This window comes from Sphaerisporangium krabiense, assembly GCF_014200435.1.
Classification (GTDB): domain Bacteria; phylum Actinomycetota; class Actinomycetes; order Streptosporangiales; family Streptosporangiaceae; genus Sphaerisporangium; species Sphaerisporangium krabiense.
In genome coordinates this window covers 4,274,802-4,296,507 of sequence record NZ_JACHBR010000001.1, presented here as the reverse complement: position 1 = coordinate 4,296,507, position 21,706 = coordinate 4,274,802, and the positions used below count along the sequence as shown (strand labels likewise).

Below are 21,706 nucleotides of genomic sequence, written 5' to 3'. Positions count from 1 at the left end.
GGGCCGTCACGAGGCCGGGGAACGTCCCGGCGAAATCACGGTGAACCCCCGTCGTTCCAGGCCCGGAGCCCCCCGCGAACGGCCACGGGCGCCCCCCGGAAGAGCCGGACCTCGGAACGCCGAAGGCCCGGCCGGGGTGAACCGGGCCGGGCCTTCGGCGGGGCGGGCGCCCTCGCGGCGCTCAGTCGACGTCGACCCAGTCGAGCGTGCGCTGGACGGCCTTCTTCCAGCCGGCGTAACCCTCCGCGCGCCGCTCCTCCGACCAGGCGGGGAGCCAGCGCCTGTCCTCGTTCCAGTTGCGCTTCAGCTCCTCGGTGGAGGACCAGAAGCCGAGCGCCAGCCCGGCCGCGTACGCCGCGCCGAGGGCCGTGGTCTCGGCGACGACCGGCTTGGACACCGGCACGCCGAGGACGTCCGCCTGGATCTGCATGCACAGGTCGTTCGCCGTGACCCCGCCGTCGACGCGCAGCACGTCCAGGCGCACCCCGGAGTCGCCCGCCATGGCCTCGACGACGTCCCTGCTCTGGTAGCAGATCGCCTCCAGGGTGGCGCGGGCGATGTGCGCGTTGGTGTTGTACCGCGACAGCCCGACGATCGCGCCGCGCGCGTCGGAGCGCCAGTACGGCGCGAACAGGCCCGAGAAGGCCGGCACGAAGTACACGCCCCCGTTGTCGGGGGCCTGGCGCGCCAGCGCCTCGCTCTGCGCCGCGCCGGAGATGATGCCGAGCTGGTCGCGCAGCCACTGCACCGCCGAACCGGTCACGGCGATCGAGCCTTCCAGCGCGTACACGGGCTTGTCGTCGCCGAACTGGTAGCAGACCGTGGTGAGCAGGCCGTGGCGGGAGCGCACCGGTTCGTGGCCGGTGTTGAGCAGCAGGAAGTTGCCGGTGCCGTAGGTGTTCTTGGCCTCGCCGACGCCGAAGCACACCTGGCCGACGGTCGCGGCCTGCTGGTCCCCGAGGTCGCCGGCCAGCGGCACCTCGCCGCGCAGCGGCCCGTCGCCGCGCGTCACCCCGTACAGGTCCGGGTTGGACGACGGGCGGATCTCGGGCAGCATCGCGCGGGGGACGCCGAAGAACGACAGCAGCTCGTCGTCCCAGTCGAGGGTCTCCAGGTCCATCAGCATCGTGCGGCTCGCGTTGGTGGGGTCGGTGACGTGCACGCCGCCCTCGGCGCCGCCGGTGAGGTTCCACAGCAGCCAGGTGTCGGTGGTGCCGAACACCGCGTGCCCGGCCTCGGCGGCGGCCCGCACGCCCTCGACGTTCTCCAGGATCCACTGGATCTTGCCGCCCGAGAAGTACGTCGCGGGGGGAAGGCCCGCCTTGCGGCGGATGACGTCGCCCTTGCCCTCGCGCTCCAGCGCGGCGGCGATGCGGTCGGTGCGGGTGTCCTGCCAGACGATGGCGTTGTGGTACGGGCGGCCGGTCCTGCGGTCCCAGACGATGGTGGTCTCGCGCTGGTTGGTGACGCCGAGCGCGACGAGGTCGGCCGCGGTGAGGTTCGCCGCGCCGAGCGCGGTCTCGATCACCGCGCGGGTGCGCTCCCAGATCTCCACCGGGTTGTGCTCCACCCAGCCCGCCCGCGGGAGGATCTGCTCGTGTTCGAGCTGGTGCCGGGCGACCTCGTTGCCGCCGTGATCGAAGATCATGAATCGGGTGCTGGTCGTGCCCTGGTCGACTGCTCCGACGAAGTCAGCCATGGTCGCCTCCTCAGACGGCTTCGGTGGGGATCCTCCCCGGCTCGGGCTCACCCGGCCGCGGCAGGTGGCGGGCGATGAGCGCCTGGTACAGGCCCGCGCCTGCCACGCCGCCGATCAAGGGCGCCACGATCGGCACCCAGAAGTACAGGCCACCGTACTGATCTCGCCACGCGGTCTCGTACCCCGTGAGCCACGAGGCCAGCCGCGGGCCGAGGTCGCGGGCGGGGTTGATGGCGTACCCGGCGTTGGTGCCCCAGGCCATGCCGATGCCGACGACGACGAGCCCGACGACGAACGGCGCCAGGTTCGCGGCGGGCGCGCCGTTGGCGAGGTCGGTGACGGCGAGGACGAGGAACAGCAGGATCGCCGTGCCGATCACCTGGTCGCGGAAGGCGCCCCACTGGTCCACGGGCAGCGTGCCGTTGCCCGGCAGCGTGGAGAACACCCCCTGGGTCTTGATGGTGAGGCCGGGGTCGGCCGCGGTGAGCACCTCGGCGTAGTTCCAGCGGACGAGCAGCGCCGCCGCGAACGCGCCGAGCAGCTGCGCGGCCGCGTACGGCGGCACCTTGCGCCACGCGAAGCCCTTGAAGACGGCGAGGGCGACCGTGACGGCCGGGTTGAGGTGCGCGCCGCTGATCCGGCCCGCGGTGTAGACGCCGAGCGTGACGCCGAGGCCCCAGGCCCAGGTGATGCTGTCGTGGCCGCCGATCCCGCCCGCGACGACCTGGGCGACGACCGCCGTGCCGAACAGGATGAGGATCAGCGTGCCCGCGAACTCCGCGGCGAACTCGCCGACCAGGGCGGGGGCCTTTCTCGTGCCTTTTGCGCCACTTATCCGGGTTGTCCTGCTTGTACTGCTTGGCATGTCCTGTCTTCCTCTCCGCGCGGGCCACCTGCCGTAAAGGGGGAGCGCTCCCATCGGTGCGGCGGTGGCCTGCGCCGATACCGCGTCCGAGGCGGCGAAAGCCGCGTCCGCGATGGGGTCAAGGATTTTTTGCCGCTAAGTGCGGACATGGTGGAATACGTCCGGCTGCGCTGGGTCGCCAGACCGATCACCCTTCCTGATTATGAGCCGTCTCCCGGAAATTGCCACACCATCCCCGGGAACCGCCCCGCGCCGCGCCGCCGGTCACCGCCCGTCACCACGCCCCCGGGCGTCGCCCCCGCCCCGCGCCGTGCCGTCCTTCCCCCGGATAGCAATGAACCCGTTGTCATTGTTAATAACCCGTTTTAGCGTTTTAGCGACTGATTTCGGGGACCGGAAACGGGAGGCCAGACCCCCATGGCGAAGCCGCTGGGCGTGCAGTTGTCCACAGTGCGAGATCACACGAGACCTGACGAGGTGTCCCCCGCTTCCGGCGTCCCCGGTCGGGGGCGCGCGTGACGGCCGGGCCCGTCGGGGTCGCGGTCATCGGGGCGGGGGCGATCAGCGAGGCGTACCTGCGCAACCTGAGGACCTTTCCCGACGTGCGGGTGCTCGGCGTCGCCGACCTGGACGAGGAGCGCGCCCACGTCAAGGCCCGGATGCACCGCGTGCCCCTGTCCGGGGACGTGGACGCCATCCTCGGCGTGCCGGAGGTCGAGATCGTCGTCAACCTGACGATCCCGGCGGCGCACGCGGCCGTCGCGATGGCGGCCCTGCGCGCCGGCAAGCACGTGTACGGCGAGAAGCCGCTGACGCTCGACCCGGGCGAGGGCGAGAAGCTGCTCGCCGAGGCCGCCACGCGCGGGCTGCGCCTCGGCAACGCGCCGGACACCTTCCTCGGCGCGGGTTTGCAGTCGGCCAGGCGTGCCATCGTGTCCGGCCTGATCGGCACGCCGGTCGCGGCGACCGCCGTGATGCAGAGCCCGGGACCGGAGTCCTGGCACCCGAACCCGGAGTGGCTGTACCAGGGCGGGGCGGGCCCGCTGTACGACATGGGCCCGTATTACCTGACCGCCCTGGTGGCGGCCCTCGGCCCGCTGTCGAAGGTGGCGGCGAGCGCGCGGCAGGCCCGCCCGCACCGGGTGATCGGCTCGGGGCCGCGCGGCGGGACGAGCTTCGCCGTCGAGGTGCCGACGCACGTCATGGCGCTGCTGGACTTCGTCGGCGGCGCGGCCGCGTCGGCGACGTTCAGCTTCGACTCCCCCGCCTACACGGCCTCGGTCGAGATCATCGGCACCGACGGCACGCTGTCGCTGCCCGATCCGAACACCTTCGGCGGGCCGCTGCGCGTCCGCGGCAACCGCGACGGCGGCTGGCGGGAGCTGCCGGTGGAGGGGACGACGGTGGGGCGCGGCATCGGCGTGCTGGACATGGCCCGCGCGCTGCGCGCCGGGGTCCCGCACCGGGCCTCGGGCATCCTCGCGCTGCACGTGCTGGAGACGATGGCCTCGATCATCGGCTCCGCCCGGCACGCCGAGTTCCGGCACCTGCGCACCACCGTGCCGGCGCCGGAGCCGCTGCCCGCGGGCTGGGACCCCCACGAGGCGACGCTCGGCTGAGGCGTCGGGCGGACGGCGCTCCCCGGGCCGCCCGCCCGCCGCGTCACAGCGTCTTGGCGACCGTGAACAGCAGCACCGACTCCTCCAGCGCCTCCACGCGCTGGCGGGCGTCGGGCAGCTCCAGCAGGTCACCGGCCAGGACGTCCCAGGTCGCCCCGGCCGAGGTCACGCGGATCCGCCCCTCCAGGACGTGGAAGGAGCCTTCGCCGGGATTCTCGAAGTCGCTCATCACCGAGCCCTTCAGCAGGGCGATCACCGTCTGGCGCAGCACGCGCTCGTGGCCGCCGACCACGGTCTCGGCCGCGTGCCCGCCGGAGGACTCCGCCGCACGGTCGAGCTGCACACGGCCTAGTGCTACGAGAGAGAACTTCTGCATGGCGTATCCCCTTCGTGATCCCCTGGTCCCCTCGGCCCTGCGCGGCCTGCCGGACTACCCGCGGAGCGGACGCGGCGCGACGCCCCTCGCCGAGATCACTACCCCTGTCACACCGTTTACCCGCGATCACATCGCGGCGAGCGCGACGGCCGGGCCGCGCATCGCCGGCGCCGGCCGATCCCGCCCCGGCACGATGTGACCCTTACTTTCGTCAGAGACGGCCGTGGCCGATCGGCGGAGGATCGGAGCGCCGCCGATTCCTAGGTTCGTCCTTATGAAACGCCACCTCATCGGCCTGGTGGCGGCGACGGGCCTGGCGCTCTTCCCCGCGGTGGCCCCCGCCGCCCACGCCGCGCCGCCCGCCGCCGCACCGGCCCCGGCCGCCATAGACGCCTACCTCGCCAAGGCCATGAAGTCCACCGGCCTCCCCGGAATGTCGGTGGTGGTGACCCGTGACGACACGATCGTGCACGCCGCCGGATACGGGCACGACGCGGAGGGACGGCCGATCACCAAGGACACCCCCATGCAGATCGCCTCACTCAGCAAGTCCTTCACCGCCATGGCGGTCATGACCCTGGTCGACGAGGGCGAGATCAAGCTGGACGAGCCCGTCGCCGCGCGGCTGCCGGAGTTCCGCATGGCCGATCCGCGCGCCGCGAAGATCACGGTGCGCCACCTGCTGAACCAGACCTCCGGCCTGTCCGACACCACCGTCGACATCGGCGCGGCGCAGGCGTCCACCTCGTTCACCGGATACGTGTCCACGCTGAGCACGGGCCGGCTGGCCGCCGACCCCGGCGCGCACTGGGAGTACTGCAACGTCAACTACGACGTGGCCGCCCGGCTGGTCGAGGTCGCCTCGGGCCGCCCCTACGGCGACTACATGAGGCGGCGCGTCTTCGGCCCGCTCGGCATGACCCGCAGCGCCATCGGCCGCCAGGCCGCCGAACCGCCGTCCAAGGGGTTCGTCTCGCTGTACGGCGCGTGGGTGCCGAGGGCCGCGCTGCCCGGCTTCGCCAACGACGGCGGCAGCGGCGGGGTCGTCACCACCGCGGCCGACATGGGCAGGTGGCTGAGCAGCCAGACCGGCCACGGCGTGCCGCTGGTGAAGCCGGAGAGCCTGCGGGCCATGCACGCCCCCTCCGCGGTGCAGGACTACGGCATGGGCTGGGGAGGCGACGTCATCGGCGGCGCCCGGCTGCTCGTACACGCCGGCAACCTGTTCACCTACACCGCCGTGCAGGCGATCGACCCCGACACCGGCTACGGCTTCGCGGTCATGACCAACAGCGCCTCCCTCTACGAGAGCACCTACGACGTGCTGCGCGGCCTGGTCGCGTTGAGCCGGGGCGACACGCCCGAGGTGCCGGGCCGCGACCGGCAGACGATCGAACTGGTCCTCGGCCTGATCACGCTGACGGCGGCGGCCCTCGGCGTGCTGGGCGTGCTGCGCTCGGCCCGCTGGGCGCGCCGCCGGGTGGGGAGCTCCGGCCCACGGGTCGCGATGCGCCTGGTCCCGGCGCTGCTGCCCGCCGCGCTGCTCGCCGGCTACCCCGCGCTCGCATCGGTGCTGATGAACGGCCGGACGGTCACCTGGGAGCAGCTCACCTACTTCCCCGCACCGCTGACGATCACCGTGGCGGCCGCGGCCGTGGCGGGGGTCGCCACCACCGTGGCGCGGCTGGTGAGGATGCGATCGGTAGTGTCGTCCCGGTGAGGAACGGCGCGATTCTGGCGGCGATCGCGGTGCTCGCCCTGGTCAACGGGCTGCACCTCGACGACATCCCGGTCTGGCGGCAGCTGTCGTTCGTGCTGCTGGGCGTGGCCGCCTACCTGCACGGACGCCATCTGGCACTGCGGCGGCGGGACGCGCTCTGGCCGCTCCCCATCGCGCTCGCCGGGATCGTGGCCGCCGTGGCGGACTTCTGGACCGGCGTCGGCGCGCTGATGAGCCTGGGCCTGTTCGTGACGCTCCCGTGGCTGGCCGGCCGCTTCCGGCGGCAGCAGGCCGAACTGGTGGAGGCGGGCCGGGAGCGGGTCACCCGGCTCGAACGGGAGCGGGAGTACGTCGCCGAACACGCCCGGCTCCGCGAACGCGCCCGCATCGCCTCCGACATGCACGACTCGCTGGGCCACGAGCTGGCGCTGATCGCGCTGCGCGCCGGCGCCCTGGAACTGGCCGCCGACATGACCGAGGCGAACCGCGAGGCGGTCGCGCGGTTGCGGGCCGGCGCGGTCACCGCCACCGACCGGCTCCGCCATACCGTCGCGCTGCTGCGCGAGAGCGGCGTTCCAGACGTTCCCGAGCGGGAGTCCCTGCGGGAGCTGGTGGAGCGCGCGCGTGAGGCCGGCCTGTCCGTCGCCTTCCATCTCACCGGCGACCAGGCGCCGCCGCCGCTGGTGGACCGGGCCGCCTACCAGGTGGTGCGGGAGTCGCTGACCAACGCCGCCCGGTACGCGCCCGGCGCCGACGTGCTCGTCCGCGTCGAGCAGGATCCCGGCGCGGTCGCCGTCACCGTGACCGACTCCGCGTCCGCCGCCGCGCCGCCGCCGGCGCCGCCGGGCGAAGGAGGCGGGAGCGGGCTCGCGGGGCTGCGCGAGCGGGTACGGCTGCTCGGCGGCACGTTCGACGCCGGCCCCTCCGAAGGGGGATTCACCGTGGCGGCACGGATTCCGTTCGACCGGGAAGAAGAGGGAACACGCCGATGATCCGGGTGGTGCTGGCCGACGACGAGGCCATGATCCGAGCGGGGGTACGGTCCATCCTGGCCACCGACGCGGAGATCGAGGTGGTCGCCGAGGCCGCCGACGGGCGTGCGGCGGTCGAGCTGGTACGGGCGCACCGGCCGGACATCGCGATGCTCGACATTCGCATGCCCCGCCTGGACGGGCTGGCCGCCGCGGCCGAGCTGCGCGCCGTCATGCCGCACGTCGCGGTCATCATGCTGACCACCTTCGACGAGGACGACTACGTCGCCCGTGCGCTGGAGGTGGGTGCGGCCGGCTTCCTGCTCAAGGCCGCCGACCCCCGCGAACTGCTCATCGGCGTGCGGGCGGTCGCCGACGGGGCGGCCTACCTGTCGCCGAGGATCGCCCACAAGGTCATCACGCGGCTGAGCGGCGACCGGTTCTCCCGGGCGGCGGCGGCGCGCAGGCGGGTGGAGTCGCTGACCGCGCGCGAGCGCGAGGTGCTGGCCCTGGTCGGCCAGGGCATGTCCAACCAGCAGGTCGGCCGGCGGCTGTCCCTGTCGGAGGGCACCGTCAAATCCCATGTCAGCGCCATCCTGCTGCGGCTCGGCATGAGCAACCGGGTCCAGGCCGCCATCACCGCCCACGAGGCCGGCCTGGTGGCGGACGCCCCCGGCTGACCTCCGCTCCGGGAAGGACGCCCGCGATCATGTCGTGGCGAGCGCGACGGTCGGGGACAGCCGGGCCGCGCGCATCGCCGGGTAGATCCCCGCGATCGTGCCGATGGCCAGCGTCGCCAGCAGCGCCCCGCCCGCCGCCCACGCGGGCACGACGGCCGGCCAGTCCTTGACCAGCGCGTACCCGAGCGTGGCCGCGGCGCCGAGCACGGTGCCCACCGCGCCGCCGAGCGCCGACAGCAGCAGCGACTCCGCCAGGAACTGCAGCCGCACCTGCCCCCGGGTCGCGCCGAGCGAGCGGCGCAGGCCGATCTCGCGGCGGCGCTCCAGCACCGAGATCACCATCGTGTTGGCCACGCCCACGCCACCGACCAGCAGCGCCACCGCGCCGAGGCCGAGCAGCAGGTTCGTGAACGCCCCCGCGGCGGCGGCTCGGGCGGCGAGCGCGTCCGAGGGACGGCTGACGTCCACCTCGCCGGGGTTCTCGGGGTTGACCGTGCGCGGCAGCACCTGGCGCACCGCCTCCACCGCCGCGTCGTCCGACCGTTCGTAGATCTTGGTCGGGTGCCCGTCGAAGCCCAGGTAGCGCTCGGCGGCCGGCCACCCCACGAGCGCGGACCGCTCGATCTCGGGGGCCAGCGGCATCGCGTCCAGGATGCCGGCCACGGTGAACCAGCGGTTCCCGATCCACACCCTTGGCCCCACCCGGTGGATGCCGAGCCGGTCGGCGGCGACCGAGCCGAGCACCACGGCGGGCTTGTCGGCGTTGGCCGCGTTGAGCCAGGTACCGTGCCGGACGGCGCCCTCCAGCGTCGTGGCGAGCCCCTCGGTGGCCGCCTGGACGGCGATGCCGCCGGTGACCTCCTTGGGGATGCGGTCGGTCCTGCGGATCGTGGCGTCCGTGCTTCCCGTCGCGGCGGCCGTCGTCACCGGGCCGATCCTGCGGACCATCTCCACCGACTCCTTCGGCAGCTCGGCCTGGTCGCCGAACATGGTCTGGCCGGGCGCCACGGTGAGCAGGTTCGTGCCGAGCCGGTCGAGCTGCCGCAGCAGTTCCTCCCGCGAGGAGGACGAGATGCCGATGACCGCGACCATCGTGGCGATGCCGATCGCGATGCCGAGGGCCGACAGCACGACCCGGGCGGGCCGGGTCCGCAGGCCCGCCGCCCCGACCCGCAGCAGGTCCCGCGCCCCCAGCCGCGCCGGCACCAGTCCCGCCCGCGCCCTCACAGCGACCCCCGTCCTGCCGGCGCGCCCGAGGCCGTCCCGGATGTCGTGTCCGGCGCCGGGCGTGATGCCGGCGCGGGTGCGCGGCGGCCGGTGCCCGGGCCGTCGTCGGCGGCGATCAGGCCGTCCCTGACCCGGATCCTGCGCGGCGCCCAGGCGGCGATCTCCGCGTCGTGCGTGATGATCGCCACGGTCGTGCCCGAGGCGTGCAGCGCGCCGAGGACCTCCAGCACCTCGGCCCCCGCCGCGGAGTCCAGATTGCCGGTCGGCTCGTCGGCCAGCAGCAGCGGAGGGTCTCCGACGACCGCGCGGGCCACGGCCACCCGCTGCTGCTCGCCGCCCGACATCTGGTGCGGCCGGTGCCCGAGCCGGTGCCCGAGCCCCACGCGTTCCAGCGCGGCGGCGGCCCTCTCGCGCCGCTCCCGCAGCCCGGGACCGCCGTAGAGCAGGCCGTCGGCCACGTTGTCGAGCGCGCTCGTCCCGGGGGCCAGGTGGAACTGCTGGAAGACGAAGCCGAGACGGCGGGCGCGCAGCGCGGACAGCTCGCGGTCCGACAGCTCCCCGACCTCGTACCCGGCGATGCGGACGCCGCCCGACGTCGGACGGTCCAGCGTGCCGATCATGTGGAGCAGCGTGGACTTGCCCGACCCGGACGGCCCCACGATGGCCAGCAGCTCGCCGGGCTCGACGGTCAGGCTCACCCCGCGCAGCGCCTCCACGTGCCCGGCGTAGGTCTTGCGGACGTCGGAGAGGCGGACGATGGCGCTCACCGGTCCGGCACCCCGACCTTCATGCCCGCGGCCAGCCCGTCGCCGGAGACCTCGACCCTGCCGCCGCCGTACGCGCCGGTCTCGACCGCGATGATCCGCGTGCCCGATCCCTCGACGACCTCGACGCCGAACCCGCCCTCTGACAGGGCGAGCAGCGCCTCGACCGGCACCGACAGGACGTCCTTGACGCGCTCGCTCTCCATGCCGACGCTGACCGGCGCCTGGTCCAGCCGGCCCACCTTGGCGGCCGAGCGGAGCGTGATCTCCACGTCGATGGTCGCGTCGCCGCCGCCCTGCCCCGCGTCGCCGCCCGAGGCCCGGGCCACCGTGCCCACCTCACTGATCGTGCCCTTGACCCGGGCGCCTCCCGGCAGCTCGATCGTGACCGGGGCTCCCTTCCTGGCCATGGACTGGTCATCGGTGTCCAGGTCGACGTGCACGGTTCGGCGGGTCGAGGTCACCGACAGGACCCGACGGCCCGGGTTCACCGGGTCGCCGACCGCCACCTCGGCGCCGGACACGCGCACGGGCCCGGGAAGGAAGACCACCTGGCCCGCGTCCACCTGCCCTGTCTCGACCAGCCCCCGGTCCTCCTGCCACTCCAGGACCGCGCGCCTGGTGGCGTAGGTGAACTCGTCGTCCACCGTCATGTCGTCGCCGTACCCGAGCGCCTTCAGGTTGCGTTCGAGCTGCCGCACGTCCGGCCCGTCGGACACGCCGATCGACAGCGGCCGGTAGAGCGGCAGCGCGCCGTACATCAGCACGAGCGGCCTGCGGTCCACCTTCAGCAGGGCACGGCCGCGGGTGATCGTCGCGCCGTCCTCCGCGACCGCCGTCACGGTGCCCGCCGCGCCGGCGTACACCCGGCGCTCCCCGGTGTAGGTCAGTTCGCCGTCGACCGTGGTGGTGTCCACCAGGTCGCCGCGCGTGACCTCGGCCGTCCGGGACGGCGCGGCCTTGGGCGGCGCCTCGGCCGTGCCCGTGCCCGCGCTCATCACCGCCGCCGTCGCCGCCCCGGCCAGGACCGCGGTCACCCCGGCCGACACGACGGCCAGGCGCCGAACTCCCATCACGTGTCACCTCCGCGCGCCACGGGTCCCACGCCCGTCAGCACAGGCGGTTTTCTAGCCCCGCGCCGGTTAGCGGCGGATAAGCGACGGCGAAGCCCGGCGCGCTTACCGGTGCCTAACGCCCGATGGGCCACGCTGGTCAGCCCCAGGAGGAAACGCGCGGAAAGGGTGTGGGATGCGGGTGCTCGTCGTCGAGGACGAAGGGGAGCTCGCCGACGCCATCGCCCACGGGCTGCGGCGCCGTGCGATGGCCGTGGACGTGGCCTACGACGGCGCCGAGGCGGTGGACCGGCTCGGCTACGTGCAGTACGACGTCGTCGTCCTGGACCGCGACCTGCCGGAGCTGCATGGGGACGAGGTGTGCCGGGGGCTGGCCGAGGCCGGGGCGTCGTGCCGGGTGCTGATGCTCACCGCCGCCGCCCGCGTCGGCGACCGGGTGCGGGGGTTGTCCCTCGGGGCCGACGACTATCTGACCAAGCCGTTCGCGTTCGCCGAGCTGGCCGCGCGGATCCGCGCGCTGGCCCGCAGGACCGCCCCCGCGCGCCCCGCCGTCCTGGAGCGCGCGGGCGTCCGGCTGGACCTGGCGGCGCGCACGGCCACGCGGGACGGGGAGCCCGTGGCGCTCACCCGCAAGGAGTTCGCGGTGCTGGCCGAGCTGATGCGGGCCGAGGGCGCCACGCTGGCGCCGCGCGAGCTGGTGGCACGGGCCTGGGACGAGAACGCCGAGACGGGGACGGGGGCGCTGCGGGTCACGATCACCACGCTGCGCAGGAAGCTCGGCGCGGCCGTGATCGAGACCGTGCCGGGGGTGGGTTACCGGGTGGACCGGCCGTCAGAGCCGCGGGACGCGGCGCGGTCCGCCGCGGAGGACGTGGGCGGCGGACGGGAGCCGCACGGCGGGAGCGGGGCGCGGGAGCAGCGGAGCGGAGGGCGGCGATGACGGGACGGCCGGCCACGGTGCCGCGCGGCGGAGGGCGGCGATGAGGGGACGGCTCGCCACGGTGCCGCGCGGGGTGAGGGCGCTTCGGCGCGGCCCCGGCCTGCGGGCCCGGCTCACGCTGATCTACAGCGGCCTGTTCTTCGGCGCGGGCACGGCCCTGCTGCTGACGACGTACCTGATGACGGCCCGCGCGCTGGACCGGCAGTTCGTCATCCGCCTGCCCCCGCTGGGGGAGCCCTCCCCGGGGCGGGACAGGAAGTTCCTGGCCTTCCAGATCGGCAAGGACTACGTCGCGCAGATCGAGCAGGGCAAGCAGCAGGTGATCCAGGATCTCCTCCAGAACTCGGCGCTGATCATGGCCGGGATCGGCATCCTGGCGATCATCCTCGGCTACATGGTCGCCGACCGCGCGCTGCGTCCGCTGCACCGCGTCACCGAGGCCGCAGAACGGCTGTCGGAGAGCACGTTGCACGAGCGCATCGCGCTCGCCGGGCCGCACGACGACGTCAAACGGCTGGCCGACACCTTCGACGCGATGCTGGACCGGCTGCAACGGGCGTTCGACGCCCAGCGCCGCTTCGCGCTCAACGCCTCCCACGAGCTGCGCACGCCGCTGGCGATCAACCGGACCCTGCTGGAGGTCGCCCTGGAGGAGCCGGACGCCTCGGAGGACCTCACCCGGCTCGGCAAGGCGCTGCTCAGCACCAACGCGCGGCACGAACGGCTCATCGAGGGCCTCCTGCTGCTCACCCGGTCCGAGCACGAGCTGGTGGCCCGCAGGCCGGTGGACGTCCGGGACATCGCGCAAGGGGTGGTCGAGCTGCTGGAGCCGACCGCCCGGCGCCGGCGGATCACCGTCACCGAGCGCCTCGGCCCGGCGACGGCGGGCGGCGACCCCGTGCTGATCGAGCGCTGCGTCTTCAACCTGGTGGAGAACGCGCTGAAGTACAACGTCAAGGACGGCAGGGTCGAGGTGGAGGTCACCGCCGACGGCGGGAACGTCGTGATCCGTGTGGAGAACACCGGGCCGCTGATCCCGGGGCACGAGGTCGCCGACCTGTTCGAGCCGTTCCACCGCCTGCGCGAGCGCGTCGGCTCCGCCCAGGGCTCCGGCCTCGGCCTGTCGATCGTCCGCGCCATCGTCAACGCCCACGGCGGCACGGTCGAGGCCTCGCCGCGCGCCGAGGGCGGCCTGACGATCACCGTACGCCTGCCCGCCGCGCCCCGCACCCTCCTCCAGGCCCGCTGATCCTCGCACGCGAGACACCCCTGGGATCGCGAACCGCACCACGCGACCGCTGATCACGTGCGGGTCCGGGGAAGGACGGCCCGAGCCCGCGGCCGGGTCCGCGGATCCCCGCTCGGGGCCGGATACGCGCCCCTCAGCGCGCACCCGGCCCTCCGCGGCGAGGCTCGGCCCAGGTCACTCCCCTGGGCCGCCCGGGGCGCCGGGGAGCAGCTTCTCGCACGCCTTGTGGGCCTCCTTGAACTCCTTGCCGTCCGGGTCGGCGCCCTTCGGCATCTTGATCACGGCGCCCTCGCCGGGCTTGGGGTCGGGCATGTCCACGCCGTGCTCGCGCATGCAGGCGGCGAACTTCAGCACGGCGTCCCGCATCTTCGGGTCGTTCCCCTTGCCCAGCAGCCCTCCCCCTTGCAGGTACTTGCCGCACTCCTTCTGGGCCGCCTCCACCTTGCCCCGGTCCCCGGACTTGATCCTGATCTGGACCTTGCCGCCGGGCTCGGGATCCGAGATGTCGATCCCGTGCCCGCGCATGCACTCCGCGAACTTGACCGGGTCGCTCGACACGGTCGGCGACGCCGACGGGCTCGCCGCGCTCGTCCCCTTCCCGGCCGAAGCGACCCCGGGCCCCTCCTGCGCGGCGCCGCATGCGGCCGCCGCGAGCACGGGCGCCGCTCCGATCACCAGGGCAAGCCGCCGGAACCTCATCTCGTCCTCCTCGTCGATCCCCAGGCCCGACGCCTGGCGGACAAGCACCATGTCTACGGAGCCGGGGATTAGCGAGAAGTAAGCCGGGGAGGCGAGAGGGAAGGACTCGGTAGGGAGAGCCGGATAGGCTTCGTCCGGTACCGGTTGGTCCTGAACTACCACCCCGCGATGGGACCGCCCGTGAGTCCTCCACGCCGCCGAACAGAAATCCGGAATCCATGACTCAACGTGACTCACGAGCAATATCAGAGGGCGACACCGCGACGGGTGCGCGCGCCGCCAACGCCGTACGCCTGCCCGAGCCATGGGCGTCGTCGGCCGTGACGGTGGTGCTGCCCACCTACAACGAGGCCACCAACCTCCCCGCGATCCTGGGCGCCCTGTTCGCGCTGCCCCTGCCGGCGCTGCGCGTGCTCGTCGTCGACGACAACTCGCCGGACGGCACCGGCGAGCTGGCGGAAAGCCTCGCCAAGGAGGAATACGGGACCGACCGCCTGTCGGTGCTGCACCGCCCCGGCAAGCAGGGCCTCGGCCGCGCCTACGTCCACGGCATCGGCCACGCGCTGGACCAGGGGGCCGACTACGTCGTCCAGATGGACGCCGACCTGTCCCACCCGCCCGAGGCCGTCCCGCAGATGCTCGGCACGCTGCTGTCGACCGAGGCCGACGTCGTGATCGGCAGCCGGTACGCCACCGGAGGCGCGCTCGCCGAGGACTGGTCGCTGCACCGCAAGGCGCTGTCGGCCTGGGCGAACTTCTACGTCCGCGTGCTGCTGCACATGCGCGTGCGGGACGTCACCGCCGGGTTCAAGCTGTGGCGGCGCGAGACCCTGCACGCGATCGACGTCGCCGGGGTGACGAGCAACGGGTACGCCTTCCAGGTCGAGATGAACTACCGCACGATCAGGCGCGGGCTGAAGATCGTCGAGGTGCCCATCCGGTTCGAGGAGCGGCGCGACGGGAGCAGCAAGATGAGCCTCGGCGTCCAGCTCGAGTCGGCGCTCATGCCGTTCAAGCTCATGCGCCACACGCCGGACCTCACCCCCGAGCCCCCGCCGTCCGAGCCTTCGCCGTCCGAGCCCGCGGCGTCTTCCGAGCCTCCGGCCGCCGATCGCTGAGCCGAGTGTGCCGGGGCCGGCCTCCGAGGCGTCACCCCGGCGGCCGGCCCCGGGCCGGCGGCGGCGCTACGGCCAGGGGTCGCCCCAGGCCGCGTCCCTGGCGGCGCGGTAGGCGTCGCCATGCCGCTTGGACACGTTCAGCTCGGTCACCTCGTCCGCGCACAGGGTCAGCGTGACCAGGCCCTTGCGGGTGCGCGGATGCCGGAGGATCCTGCCCTCCGCGGCCGCGACCGGCGCGGAGGTGGCGACGACGTAGGAGAACTTCTCGTCCTCGTGGCCCAGCTCCGCCGCCTTCAACCGGCGGTGCAGCCCCGTGCGGGGCAGCCGGGCCGAGAAATGGCACCAGTCGCCCTCCGGGAGCGGGCAGGCGGACGTGTGCGGGCACGGCGCCGCGATCCGCATCCCCAGTCCGACCAGCAGGTCGCGGGCCGCGAGAACGCGGGCGTACCCCTGCGGCGTGCCGGGTTCCACGATGGCGACCGTGGTGCCCCGCCCGGCCAGCCACCGCACGACCGGCTCCTGCGCGGCGGCCGGCAGCTCCGCAAGCACGTAGGAGATCGTGACGAGGTCGGCGGACGGCGGGGTCAGGTCGGTCCGGATGGCGGACCGCTGCCACGTGGCGTTCTTGACCCCGGGATGGGCCGAGGCGGCGGCGAGCCGGCGGCCGACCGCGATGACGGCCGGCTCGCGCTCGATCACGGAGACGTGCCGCAGGGACGGCCAGACGGCGCTCGCCGCCCAGACGGCCGCGCCCGTGCCGCCTCCGACGTCCAGGTGGCTCACCGGCCGTGATTCCGGCATGGCCGCGGCGGCCTGCGTGAGCGCCGTGGTGACGGCCGCGTACGTGGCGGGCATGCGGGTGGCGGTGTAGGCCGCCACGTCGGTCTCCGACCGGAGCGCCGGGTCGGGCCCCGTCTCCCGGTAGCGAGCGGTGAGCAGGCCCGCCGACCGGGCCAGGTCCTGCTCGCGGTAGCCGCCGATCATGTCGTCCAGGGCGTCCCTGAGCTCATCGGGCAAAGTGATCATCGGTTCTCCGAACCACACGGCCTGGAGGAGTCCGCGCGGGTGAGGTCCGCGGCGGTACCCGCGGACGTGAGGGCATGCGAAAGAAGGCTCCTCATCGAGGGAACGGTCATGAGAGGGAGACCGCCTCGCGCCGAGGAGCGCCGACCGGCTCGTTCAGCGGCCGCGCCCCCGCGCCGAGACGGTGGCCGTCACCTTGCCCTGGCCCATACCTACCTCCCACACCCCACCCGGCATTGCCGAAAGGCTAACGCATCCGCTCCCGCCGATCTCCCTGCCGCCACGGGCCTGCCGAACCTGGTCCTCGGCCGGCGGCCGTGCCGGGAGCTCAGGTGATTCACCTGGGGGCGTCTTCGTGGAGGGAGTCGGCGCGGTGGCGGGCGTCGGCGGCGTGGCGGGCGGCCCGGGTGTGTTCGCGTTCCGCCGTGGTCAGGCGCCGGGCGGCGGCTTCCTGGCGGGCCTGGGCGGCGGTGAGCTCGTCGTGGAGGCGGTTCACCTCGGTGGTGGCGGTCTCGTGGACGCGCCGGGCGTCGCGGGTCTCGGACTCCCATTCGGCGGCCGTCCGCTCGGCGTCGCGCGCCTCGCGCTCGGCGGCCGCCACCAGGTCGGCCCGCCTGCGCCGCCGCTCCTCCTCCGCCTGCTCCCGCTCTCGCCGCTCCGCGTCGGCCCGTTCCCGCTTCCGCCGCGCCTTCTCGGCCTCACGCTCTGACTTCCGCCGTTTCTCGGCCTCGCGTTCCGGCTTCCGGCGTTTCTCGGCCTCGCGTTCCGGCTTCGGGGGCTCTTCCGGCGCGTGTCGCTTGGCTTCGGGGAGGGGGTCGGCCGGGGCGAAGCCGGCGTAGGTCTGGGGTTGGGACAGGTGGCCGGCGCGTACCTGGTCGGCGACGGCCGGGTCCATGGTGGCGGCGTGCAGGGTGTCCTCGACCTCGCGCAGGGCGGGCTCGCGCAGGGGGCGGCCGGCCTCGTCCGCCGATCGGCGGGCGGTGCGCAGCAGGCGGGCGACCAGTTCGCCGCGCCGCCGGTCGAGGTCGCCGACCTGCCCGCCCGACGTCCACGCCGACCGTAGCTCGTCCCCGAGGCCCAGCAGCCGGCCGAGCTCGCCGGGGGCCGTCCTGGCCAGCCGGTTGACCGCCCACGCCGACACGGTCGGCCGCCGGAGCCCGCCGATCCGCCGGGCCAGGACGGCGTCCCCGGACCGCTTGGCCTCGGCCGCCAGGCGCCTGCGCCTTTCGACGAACTCCTCGGGCGCGCCGCCATACAGCTCGTCCGCCGCGGCAGATAAGTCCACACCCCTCTGGTACCCGTCCAGGGACTCCCCGGCCCGTGTTCCGCCCCCTGCTAAGCCGGTTGAACACCCCATTGAGTCGACTTGAACGCGCTCGGCGAAGGGGGCGGCGGCGAGGGGCGGAAGGGGTGAATAGGGTGGCTTCCGGATGACCGCCACGGGAACGAGAACACCCTGCCGCTCACGATCTCGTGCGGCGCGAACGGGCGTCCGGCGAACGCCCGGCCGGTCGGCGGCCAGGAAGGACGGCACCGTGACCGACGCAGCCTCGCCCGCGGAGGACGCCGGACGGCCCGACGGGCCCGCGGCGATCGGGCGGCGGGTCCAGCGGCTGCGTACGGCTCAGGGAATGACGCAGCGGCAGCTCGCCGAGCCCGCCTACACGGCGGCGTACGTGTCCACCCTGGAGGCGGGGCGGGTGCGCCCGTCGGAGGCCGCGCTGCGGCACCTGGCCGGACGTCTGGGCGTGACCAGCGACGAACTGCTGACGGGCCGTCCCGCCCACCTCGCCACCGACCTCCGCGTGAGCCTGCTGGACGCCCAGCGGACGCTCGCCACCGGGGCCGCCGAGGACGCCGCGGCGGACTACGCGCGGCTCCTCGCCGACGCCGAGCGCCACGGCCTGGCCGGGGAACGGGTGGCCGCCACGCTCGGGCTCGGGCAGTGCGCGCTGGAGACCGGCGACCTCGACGCCGCCCGCGCCCACTTCGAGGCCGCCGAACGGCTGCTGTCCGACGCGCCCCTCCCGCGGCGGGCCAGGGCCGTCCGCGGGCGCGCCGTCGCGCACTACCTCGCCGGCGAGCTGCGCTACGCCTGCTATCTGCTGGAGACGGCGATCGCGGGCCTCGACGCGGCGGGCCTGCGCGACCCGGAGGCCTTGGTGCTGCTGCACACGGCCGTCATCGCCCCGTACATGGACCTCGGCGCGCACGCCCGCGCCGCGCAGGCGGCGGAGTTCGCGCTCAGCCTGGCGCCCCAGGTCTCCGATCCCGCGCTGGTCGCGTCCATGCACAGGACGGTCGCCCGCACGCTCATCGCGGAGGGGCGTACCGAAGAGGCCCGGACGTCCCTCGCCAAGGCGGCGGAGCTGTACGAGGGGCTGCAGATCCGGACGGAGCTGGCGCACTGCCACTGGATGCGCGGCTACGTCCACGCCCAGGACGGCGACCTGGAGTCCGCCGAGGCCGAGCTGCGCACCGCCCGGGACATGCTGGCCTCCAAGCGCGCCTCCCTCTACACGGCGCAGGTCGAGGTGGAGCTGGCGGACGTGCTGCGCCGCCGCGGCCGGGCGCAGGAGGCCGAGGGGCTGCTGCGGCGGCTGCTCGGCGAGCTGCACCCCGACCGCGGCGCCGTCCACGCGGGCGGGGCGCGGCGGCTGCTCGGGCTGATCGCCGAGGAACGGGGCGACCTGGCGGCCGCCGAGGAGCACTACGGCGCCGCGCTGGCCCTGCTGCGGCGCTCGGGCGCCGCCGGGGATCTGGCGGACATCTGCCTGCTTCTCGGCGACCTGCTGCGCCGCCTGGGCCGCGCCGAGGCGGCCATGGACGTCTACCGCACCGGCCTCGGCCCTCTCGGCACCCCGGGTTCCACCACCCTCGGCCCGGCCGGCCCCCCGCTGCCTCCCCCCGCCTGACGGGACGGGCCGGCGCCATCGGCCCCGGCAGGTCCCCCGCTTGACGGACGAGTCCAGCGGGATCGCCCTTGCCGTACGGGCGTGCCGGTTGAGCGGGTTAGGGGAGAGAAGGGCGTTTTGGGTCTTGTCACGGATGCGCGGCGAGCCTAGCTTAACTACTTACATAAATGTGGTTATTCGCCTACTTATCCCCCCATTCCCCCCGCCGCTGTGAAGGACCACAAGTGCGCCGATTCCCCTTGCTCATGGGCGCCGTGCTGGCGAGCGTGAGCTTCGCCGTCCCGGCCGCCGCCGGTGACACTCCGCCCACCCGCCGCATGGAGGTGTTCGCCGAGGACGGCACCATCACCCGTGCCGAGGTGACGCCCCCGTCCCCGCGCCCCCACGCCCGCGCCACCGGACCCGCGGGCGCCGTGACGCCGGTCGAGGTCAACGGCCCGAGCGACCACCGCATCGACCTGGTCTTCCTCGGCGACGGCTACACCGCGGGCGAGCAGGGCTCCTACGCCGGCCAGGTCAAGGCCAACTGGGAGCTGCTCGCGGCCCGGGAGCCGTTCAAGAGCTATCGGAAGCTGTTCAACGTGTGGCGGGTCGACATCGTGTCCCCCGTCTCGGGCGTGAGCGGCGACCCGACCGCCGACGTCGTCAAGAACACCCCGCTGGGCAGTGCCTACTGGTGCGACGGGCTGGAGCGCCTGCTGTGCGCGGACGTCGACGCGGCCCGGTCGTACGCGGCGCTGGCCCCGGACGCCGACCAGATCGCGCTGCTGGCCAACAGCGCCAAGTACGGCGGGGCCGGCTACACCGACGAGGAGCTCGTCACGTTCTCGGGCGGGCACCCGCTCGCCGGGGAGATCCTGCCGCACGAGCTCGGCCACTCGCTCGGCGACCTGGCGGACGAGTACCCGTACTACTCGCGGCCGGGCGACGGCAGCGAGTACACCGGCCCCGAGCGCCCGGAGGCCAACGTCTCGATCAGGGACGCGGCCCGGATGACCGCCGAGCAGGCCAAATGGTTCCGCTGGCTCGGCGAGCCGACGCCCGACGGCGGCGCGATCGGCGCCTTCGAGGGCGCGCTCTACACCGAGAAGGGCATCTACCGGCCCAGTGACGACTCGCTGATGCGCACGCTGCGCAGGGAGTTCAACCTGGTCGGCCGGGAAAGGATGATCAAATCGTTCTACGACGTGACCGGCCTGATCGACGCGCGCACGCCCGGCGCCGCGCCGGTGCCCCGCAAGTCCACGCTGTCGATCAGGCCGGTCCCCGTCGAGGGCCTCGACATCCGCTGGTACGTGGACGGCCACGAACGCAGGCCGTGGGCCGGGCGCACGTCCGTCACCGTGAACGGCCAGGGCGACGGCGGCGAGGTGACCGTGGTGGTCACCGACCGCACCCCGTCCGTCCGCGACCCCGCCTACCGGGCGGACGCCCTCACCGAGTCCGTGACGTGGAAGGTGTCCCGCAAGTAGGCCGGTATCGCCGCCCGGCTCAATCCCTCTCCGGCGTGGCGCCGGGCTTGGCGGCGCCGGAGGAGGACCCGGCGCGGGTACGGAACGTCACGACCACCGCGATCACCACGAACACGGCGACGACCAGGATCCACGTCGGGAATGCTCCCTGCGATGTCTCGGCGGCGGGGGTCGCCGAGACCACGGGGGCCGCCGGCGCCGGAGCACCGCCCGGCGCGTTCACCTTGAACGGGATCTCCCCCTCCACCGGGTGCCCGTCGGAGGACACGACCCTCCAGGCGATGACGTAGTCGCCGGAGGGAAGCGGCCCGGTGACGTTCTGCACGACCTTCGGGCCCTCGGCACGCGGGGACCCGGCCTCGTACCGCTTCCCGCTCGCGTCGGTCAGGACGACCGCGGGGAAGTTCACGCGCGCGCTGAACTCCAGCTCTATCTTGTCGAGGCCGGACACGACGGCGTTCTTCGCCGGGGAACTGCTTTTCAGGCTGTCGTGCGCCAGCGCGGACGGGGCCGCGAGCCCGAGGACGACCCCGGACAGGCAGAGCACGAGCAGGGTTCGGAAGAAAGACGATTTCACGGAAGGGCACTCCAAGCGCGGACGCACGCCACCCGCGTGCCCGTCAGGGCACGCGCGTTCGCCGCCCGTACGGGAAGGTGTCGGAACGGGACGAGAGCTCAGAACACCGTGACCGGCGGCGGGCCGCGCCGCGCGAGGGAGTGCCGCAGGACCCGGCCGGCCGGGATCCGTACGGCGTGGACGTCCCGGACGGGAACGGGGCGCGGCGGCGGGGCCGTCCCGCGGCGGAGCAGCGCGAGCGGCACGCCCAGGCGCCGCACCGCGCGGGCCCCGGCCGCGCGCAGCAGCGACCACAGCGCCGACTCCCCGCGGGCCAGCCACCAGCCGGTGAGGAGCGCGGCCGTGAGGTGGGCCAGCAGCATGCCGACGCCCACGCCGAGCCCCTGCCCGTGCGCCACGGGCATGCCGTGCCCGTGGACCGGGGCCGCGACGACGGCGGCGCCGAACCATTTGTGCAGAAGGAGCTGCCCGGCCAGCAGCCAGGCGACCACGGTCGCGGGCGAGCGCTCGCGCCGGGCGAGGAGCGCCGTGGCGGCCATGACGGCGAGCCCGCCGGAGGCCAGCGCCCCCACCCCGGGGCCGTCGGCGCCCGCGAAGCGGTGTGCCCCGGCGGCAAGCCCTACGCAGACGACCGTGAACACCGCCGACCGCGCGAGCCGCAACGCCAGGCTTGCCTCCATAACACAACGAATGTTCTCACACCCCGTCCCGGCCGCCCC

The 21,706-nt window shown here is 74.1% G+C and carries 19 protein-coding genes and 1 pseudogene; 9 read left to right on the top strand and 11 right to left on the bottom strand.

The window, feature by feature from the left end:
* Positions 1 to 181: 181 nt before the first annotated feature.
* Both glpK and BJ981_RS19025 read right to left on the bottom strand, forming a co-directional pair.
* Positions 182 to 1,699 carry a glycerol kinase GlpK gene (gene glpK / locus BJ981_RS19030; protein WP_184612658.1) on the bottom strand — a complete coding sequence of 506 codons (1,518 nt, stop codon included), beginning with the start codon at positions 1,697 to 1,699 and terminating at the stop codon, positions 182 to 184.
* 10 nt (positions 1,700 to 1,709) lie between these two features.
* Complete coding sequence (locus tag BJ981_RS19025) at positions 1,710 to 2,564, bottom strand: MIP/aquaporin family protein (protein ID WP_184612657.1); 855 nt, start codon at positions 2,562 to 2,564, stop codon at positions 1,710 to 1,712.
* Between the two features lie 515 nt (positions 2,565 to 3,079).
* On the opposite strand from BJ981_RS19025, the gene BJ981_RS19020 reads away from it, so the two are divergent.
* A complete protein-coding gene (locus BJ981_RS19020; RefSeq protein WP_184612656.1) occupies positions 3,080 to 4,183 on the top strand; it encodes a Gfo/Idh/MocA family protein in 1,104 nt (367 codons plus the stop codon).
* Positions 4,184 to 4,226: 43 nt separating this feature from the next.
* On the opposite strand, the gene BJ981_RS19015 is transcribed toward BJ981_RS19020, so the two are convergent.
* Complete coding sequence (locus BJ981_RS19015) at positions 4,227 to 4,559, bottom strand: cupin domain-containing protein (RefSeq protein WP_184612655.1); 333 nt, start codon at positions 4,557 to 4,559, stop codon at positions 4,227 to 4,229.
* 274 nt (positions 4,560 to 4,833) lie between these two features.
* Here BJ981_RS19015 and BJ981_RS19010 point away from each other — a divergent pair, with 274 nt between their 5' ends.
* From BJ981_RS19010 to BJ981_RS19000, 3 genes are read left to right on the top strand one after another with little or no spacing between them, the layout of a single operon-like run.
* Positions 4,834 to 6,279 (top strand): serine hydrolase domain-containing protein, encoded by a 1,446-nt coding sequence (locus BJ981_RS19010; protein WP_184612654.1) that lies wholly within the window; start codon positions 4,834 to 4,836, stop codon positions 6,277 to 6,279.
* Positions 6,276 to 7,271: a sensor histidine kinase gene (locus BJ981_RS19005; protein WP_184612653.1), complete on the top strand. Its 996-nt coding sequence runs from the start codon at positions 6,276 to 6,278 to the stop codon at positions 7,269 to 7,271. The genes BJ981_RS19010 and BJ981_RS19005 overlap by 4 nt, the downstream gene beginning before the upstream one ends.
* Positions 7,268 to 7,930 (top strand): response regulator, encoded by a 663-nt coding sequence (locus BJ981_RS19000; protein ID WP_184612652.1) that lies wholly within the window; start codon positions 7,268 to 7,270, stop codon positions 7,928 to 7,930. Before BJ981_RS19005 ends, BJ981_RS19000 begins: the two co-directional genes overlap by 4 nt.
* Positions 7,931 to 7,957: 27 nt before the next feature.
* On the opposite strand, the gene BJ981_RS18995 is transcribed toward BJ981_RS19000, so the two are convergent.
* Genes BJ981_RS18995 through BJ981_RS18985 form a run of 3 tightly spaced genes read right to left on the bottom strand, consistent with a single transcriptional unit; the run spans position 7,958 to position 10,994 of the window.
* Positions 7,958 to 9,157: an ABC transporter permease gene (locus BJ981_RS18995; protein WP_184612651.1), complete on the bottom strand. Its 1,200-nt coding sequence runs from the start codon at positions 9,155 to 9,157 to the stop codon at positions 7,958 to 7,960.
* Entirely contained in the window at positions 9,154 to 9,915 is a 762-nt protein-coding gene (locus BJ981_RS18990) for an ABC transporter ATP-binding protein (RefSeq protein WP_184616237.1), read from the bottom strand. Before BJ981_RS18990 ends, BJ981_RS18995 begins: the two co-directional genes overlap by 4 nt.
* A 5-nt stretch (positions 9,916 to 9,920) precedes the next feature.
* Positions 9,921 to 10,994: a peptidoglycan-binding protein gene (locus tag BJ981_RS18985; protein ID WP_184612650.1), complete on the bottom strand. Its 1,074-nt coding sequence runs from the start codon at positions 10,992 to 10,994 to the stop codon at positions 9,921 to 9,923.
* Between the two features lie 175 nt (positions 10,995 to 11,169).
* Between BJ981_RS18985 and BJ981_RS18980 the strand changes: the two are divergent.
* Together BJ981_RS18980 and BJ981_RS18975 are read left to right on the top strand one after the other, a co-directional pair.
* A pseudogene (locus BJ981_RS18980) lies at positions 11,170 to 11,817 on the top strand (response regulator transcription factor); the annotation flags it as partial.
* Positions 11,818 to 11,974: 157 nt separating this feature from the next.
* Complete coding sequence (locus tag BJ981_RS18975) at positions 11,975 to 13,183, top strand: sensor histidine kinase (RefSeq protein ID WP_184612648.1); 1,209 nt, start codon at positions 11,975 to 11,977, stop codon at positions 13,181 to 13,183.
* 174 nt (positions 13,184 to 13,357) lie between these two features.
* Here BJ981_RS18975 and BJ981_RS18970 read toward each other — a convergent pair whose 3' ends face one another.
* On the bottom strand, positions 13,358 to 13,933 hold the full coding sequence (locus BJ981_RS18970) for a hypothetical protein (RefSeq protein WP_184612647.1): 576 nt from the start codon (positions 13,931 to 13,933) through the stop codon (positions 13,358 to 13,360).
* A 167-nt stretch (positions 13,934 to 14,100) separates the two neighbouring features.
* On the opposite strand from BJ981_RS18970, the gene BJ981_RS18965 reads away from it, so the two are divergent.
* The gene (locus BJ981_RS18965) at positions 14,101 to 15,000 is read left to right on the top strand and encodes a polyprenol monophosphomannose synthase (protein WP_184612646.1); all 900 of its coding nucleotides are present in this window, start codon (positions 14,101 to 14,103) and stop codon (positions 14,998 to 15,000) included.
* Between the two features lie 66 nt (positions 15,001 to 15,066).
* On the opposite strand, the gene BJ981_RS18960 is transcribed toward BJ981_RS18965, so the two are convergent.
* Both BJ981_RS18960 and BJ981_RS18955 read right to left on the bottom strand, forming a co-directional pair.
* The gene (locus BJ981_RS18960; RefSeq protein ID WP_184612645.1) at positions 15,067 to 16,026 is read right to left on the bottom strand and encodes a small ribosomal subunit Rsm22 family protein; all 960 of its coding nucleotides are present in this window, start codon (positions 16,024 to 16,026) and stop codon (positions 15,067 to 15,069) included.
* A gap of 334 nt (positions 16,027 to 16,360) precedes the next feature.
* Entirely contained in the window at positions 16,361 to 17,308 is a 948-nt protein-coding gene (locus BJ981_RS18955) for a hypothetical protein (protein ID WP_184612644.1), read from the bottom strand.
* A 250-nt stretch (positions 17,309 to 17,558) separates the two neighbouring features.
* Here BJ981_RS18955 and BJ981_RS18950 point away from each other — a divergent pair, with 250 nt between their 5' ends.
* Both BJ981_RS18950 and BJ981_RS18945 read left to right on the top strand, forming a co-directional pair.
* Positions 17,559 to 18,938, top strand: a complete 1,380-nt coding sequence (locus BJ981_RS18950; protein WP_204070243.1) for a helix-turn-helix domain-containing protein — start codon at positions 17,559 to 17,561, stop codon at positions 18,936 to 18,938.
* Positions 18,939 to 19,162: 224 nt separating this feature from the next.
* A complete protein-coding gene (locus BJ981_RS18945) occupies positions 19,163 to 20,410 on the top strand; it encodes a M64 family metallopeptidase (protein WP_184612642.1) in 1,248 nt (415 codons plus the stop codon).
* Positions 20,411 to 20,429: 19 nt separating this feature from the next.
* Here BJ981_RS18945 and BJ981_RS18940 read toward each other — a convergent pair whose 3' ends face one another.
* Both BJ981_RS18940 and BJ981_RS18935 read right to left on the bottom strand, forming a co-directional pair.
* Entirely contained in the window at positions 20,430 to 20,987 is a 558-nt protein-coding gene (locus tag BJ981_RS18940; RefSeq protein WP_184612641.1) for a copper resistance CopC family protein, read from the bottom strand.
* 98 nt (positions 20,988 to 21,085) lie between these two features.
* On the bottom strand, positions 21,086 to 21,667 hold the full coding sequence (locus BJ981_RS18935) for an MFS transporter (RefSeq protein WP_239139225.1): 582 nt from the start codon (positions 21,665 to 21,667) through the stop codon (positions 21,086 to 21,088).
* Positions 21,668 to 21,706: the final 39 nt, after the last annotated feature.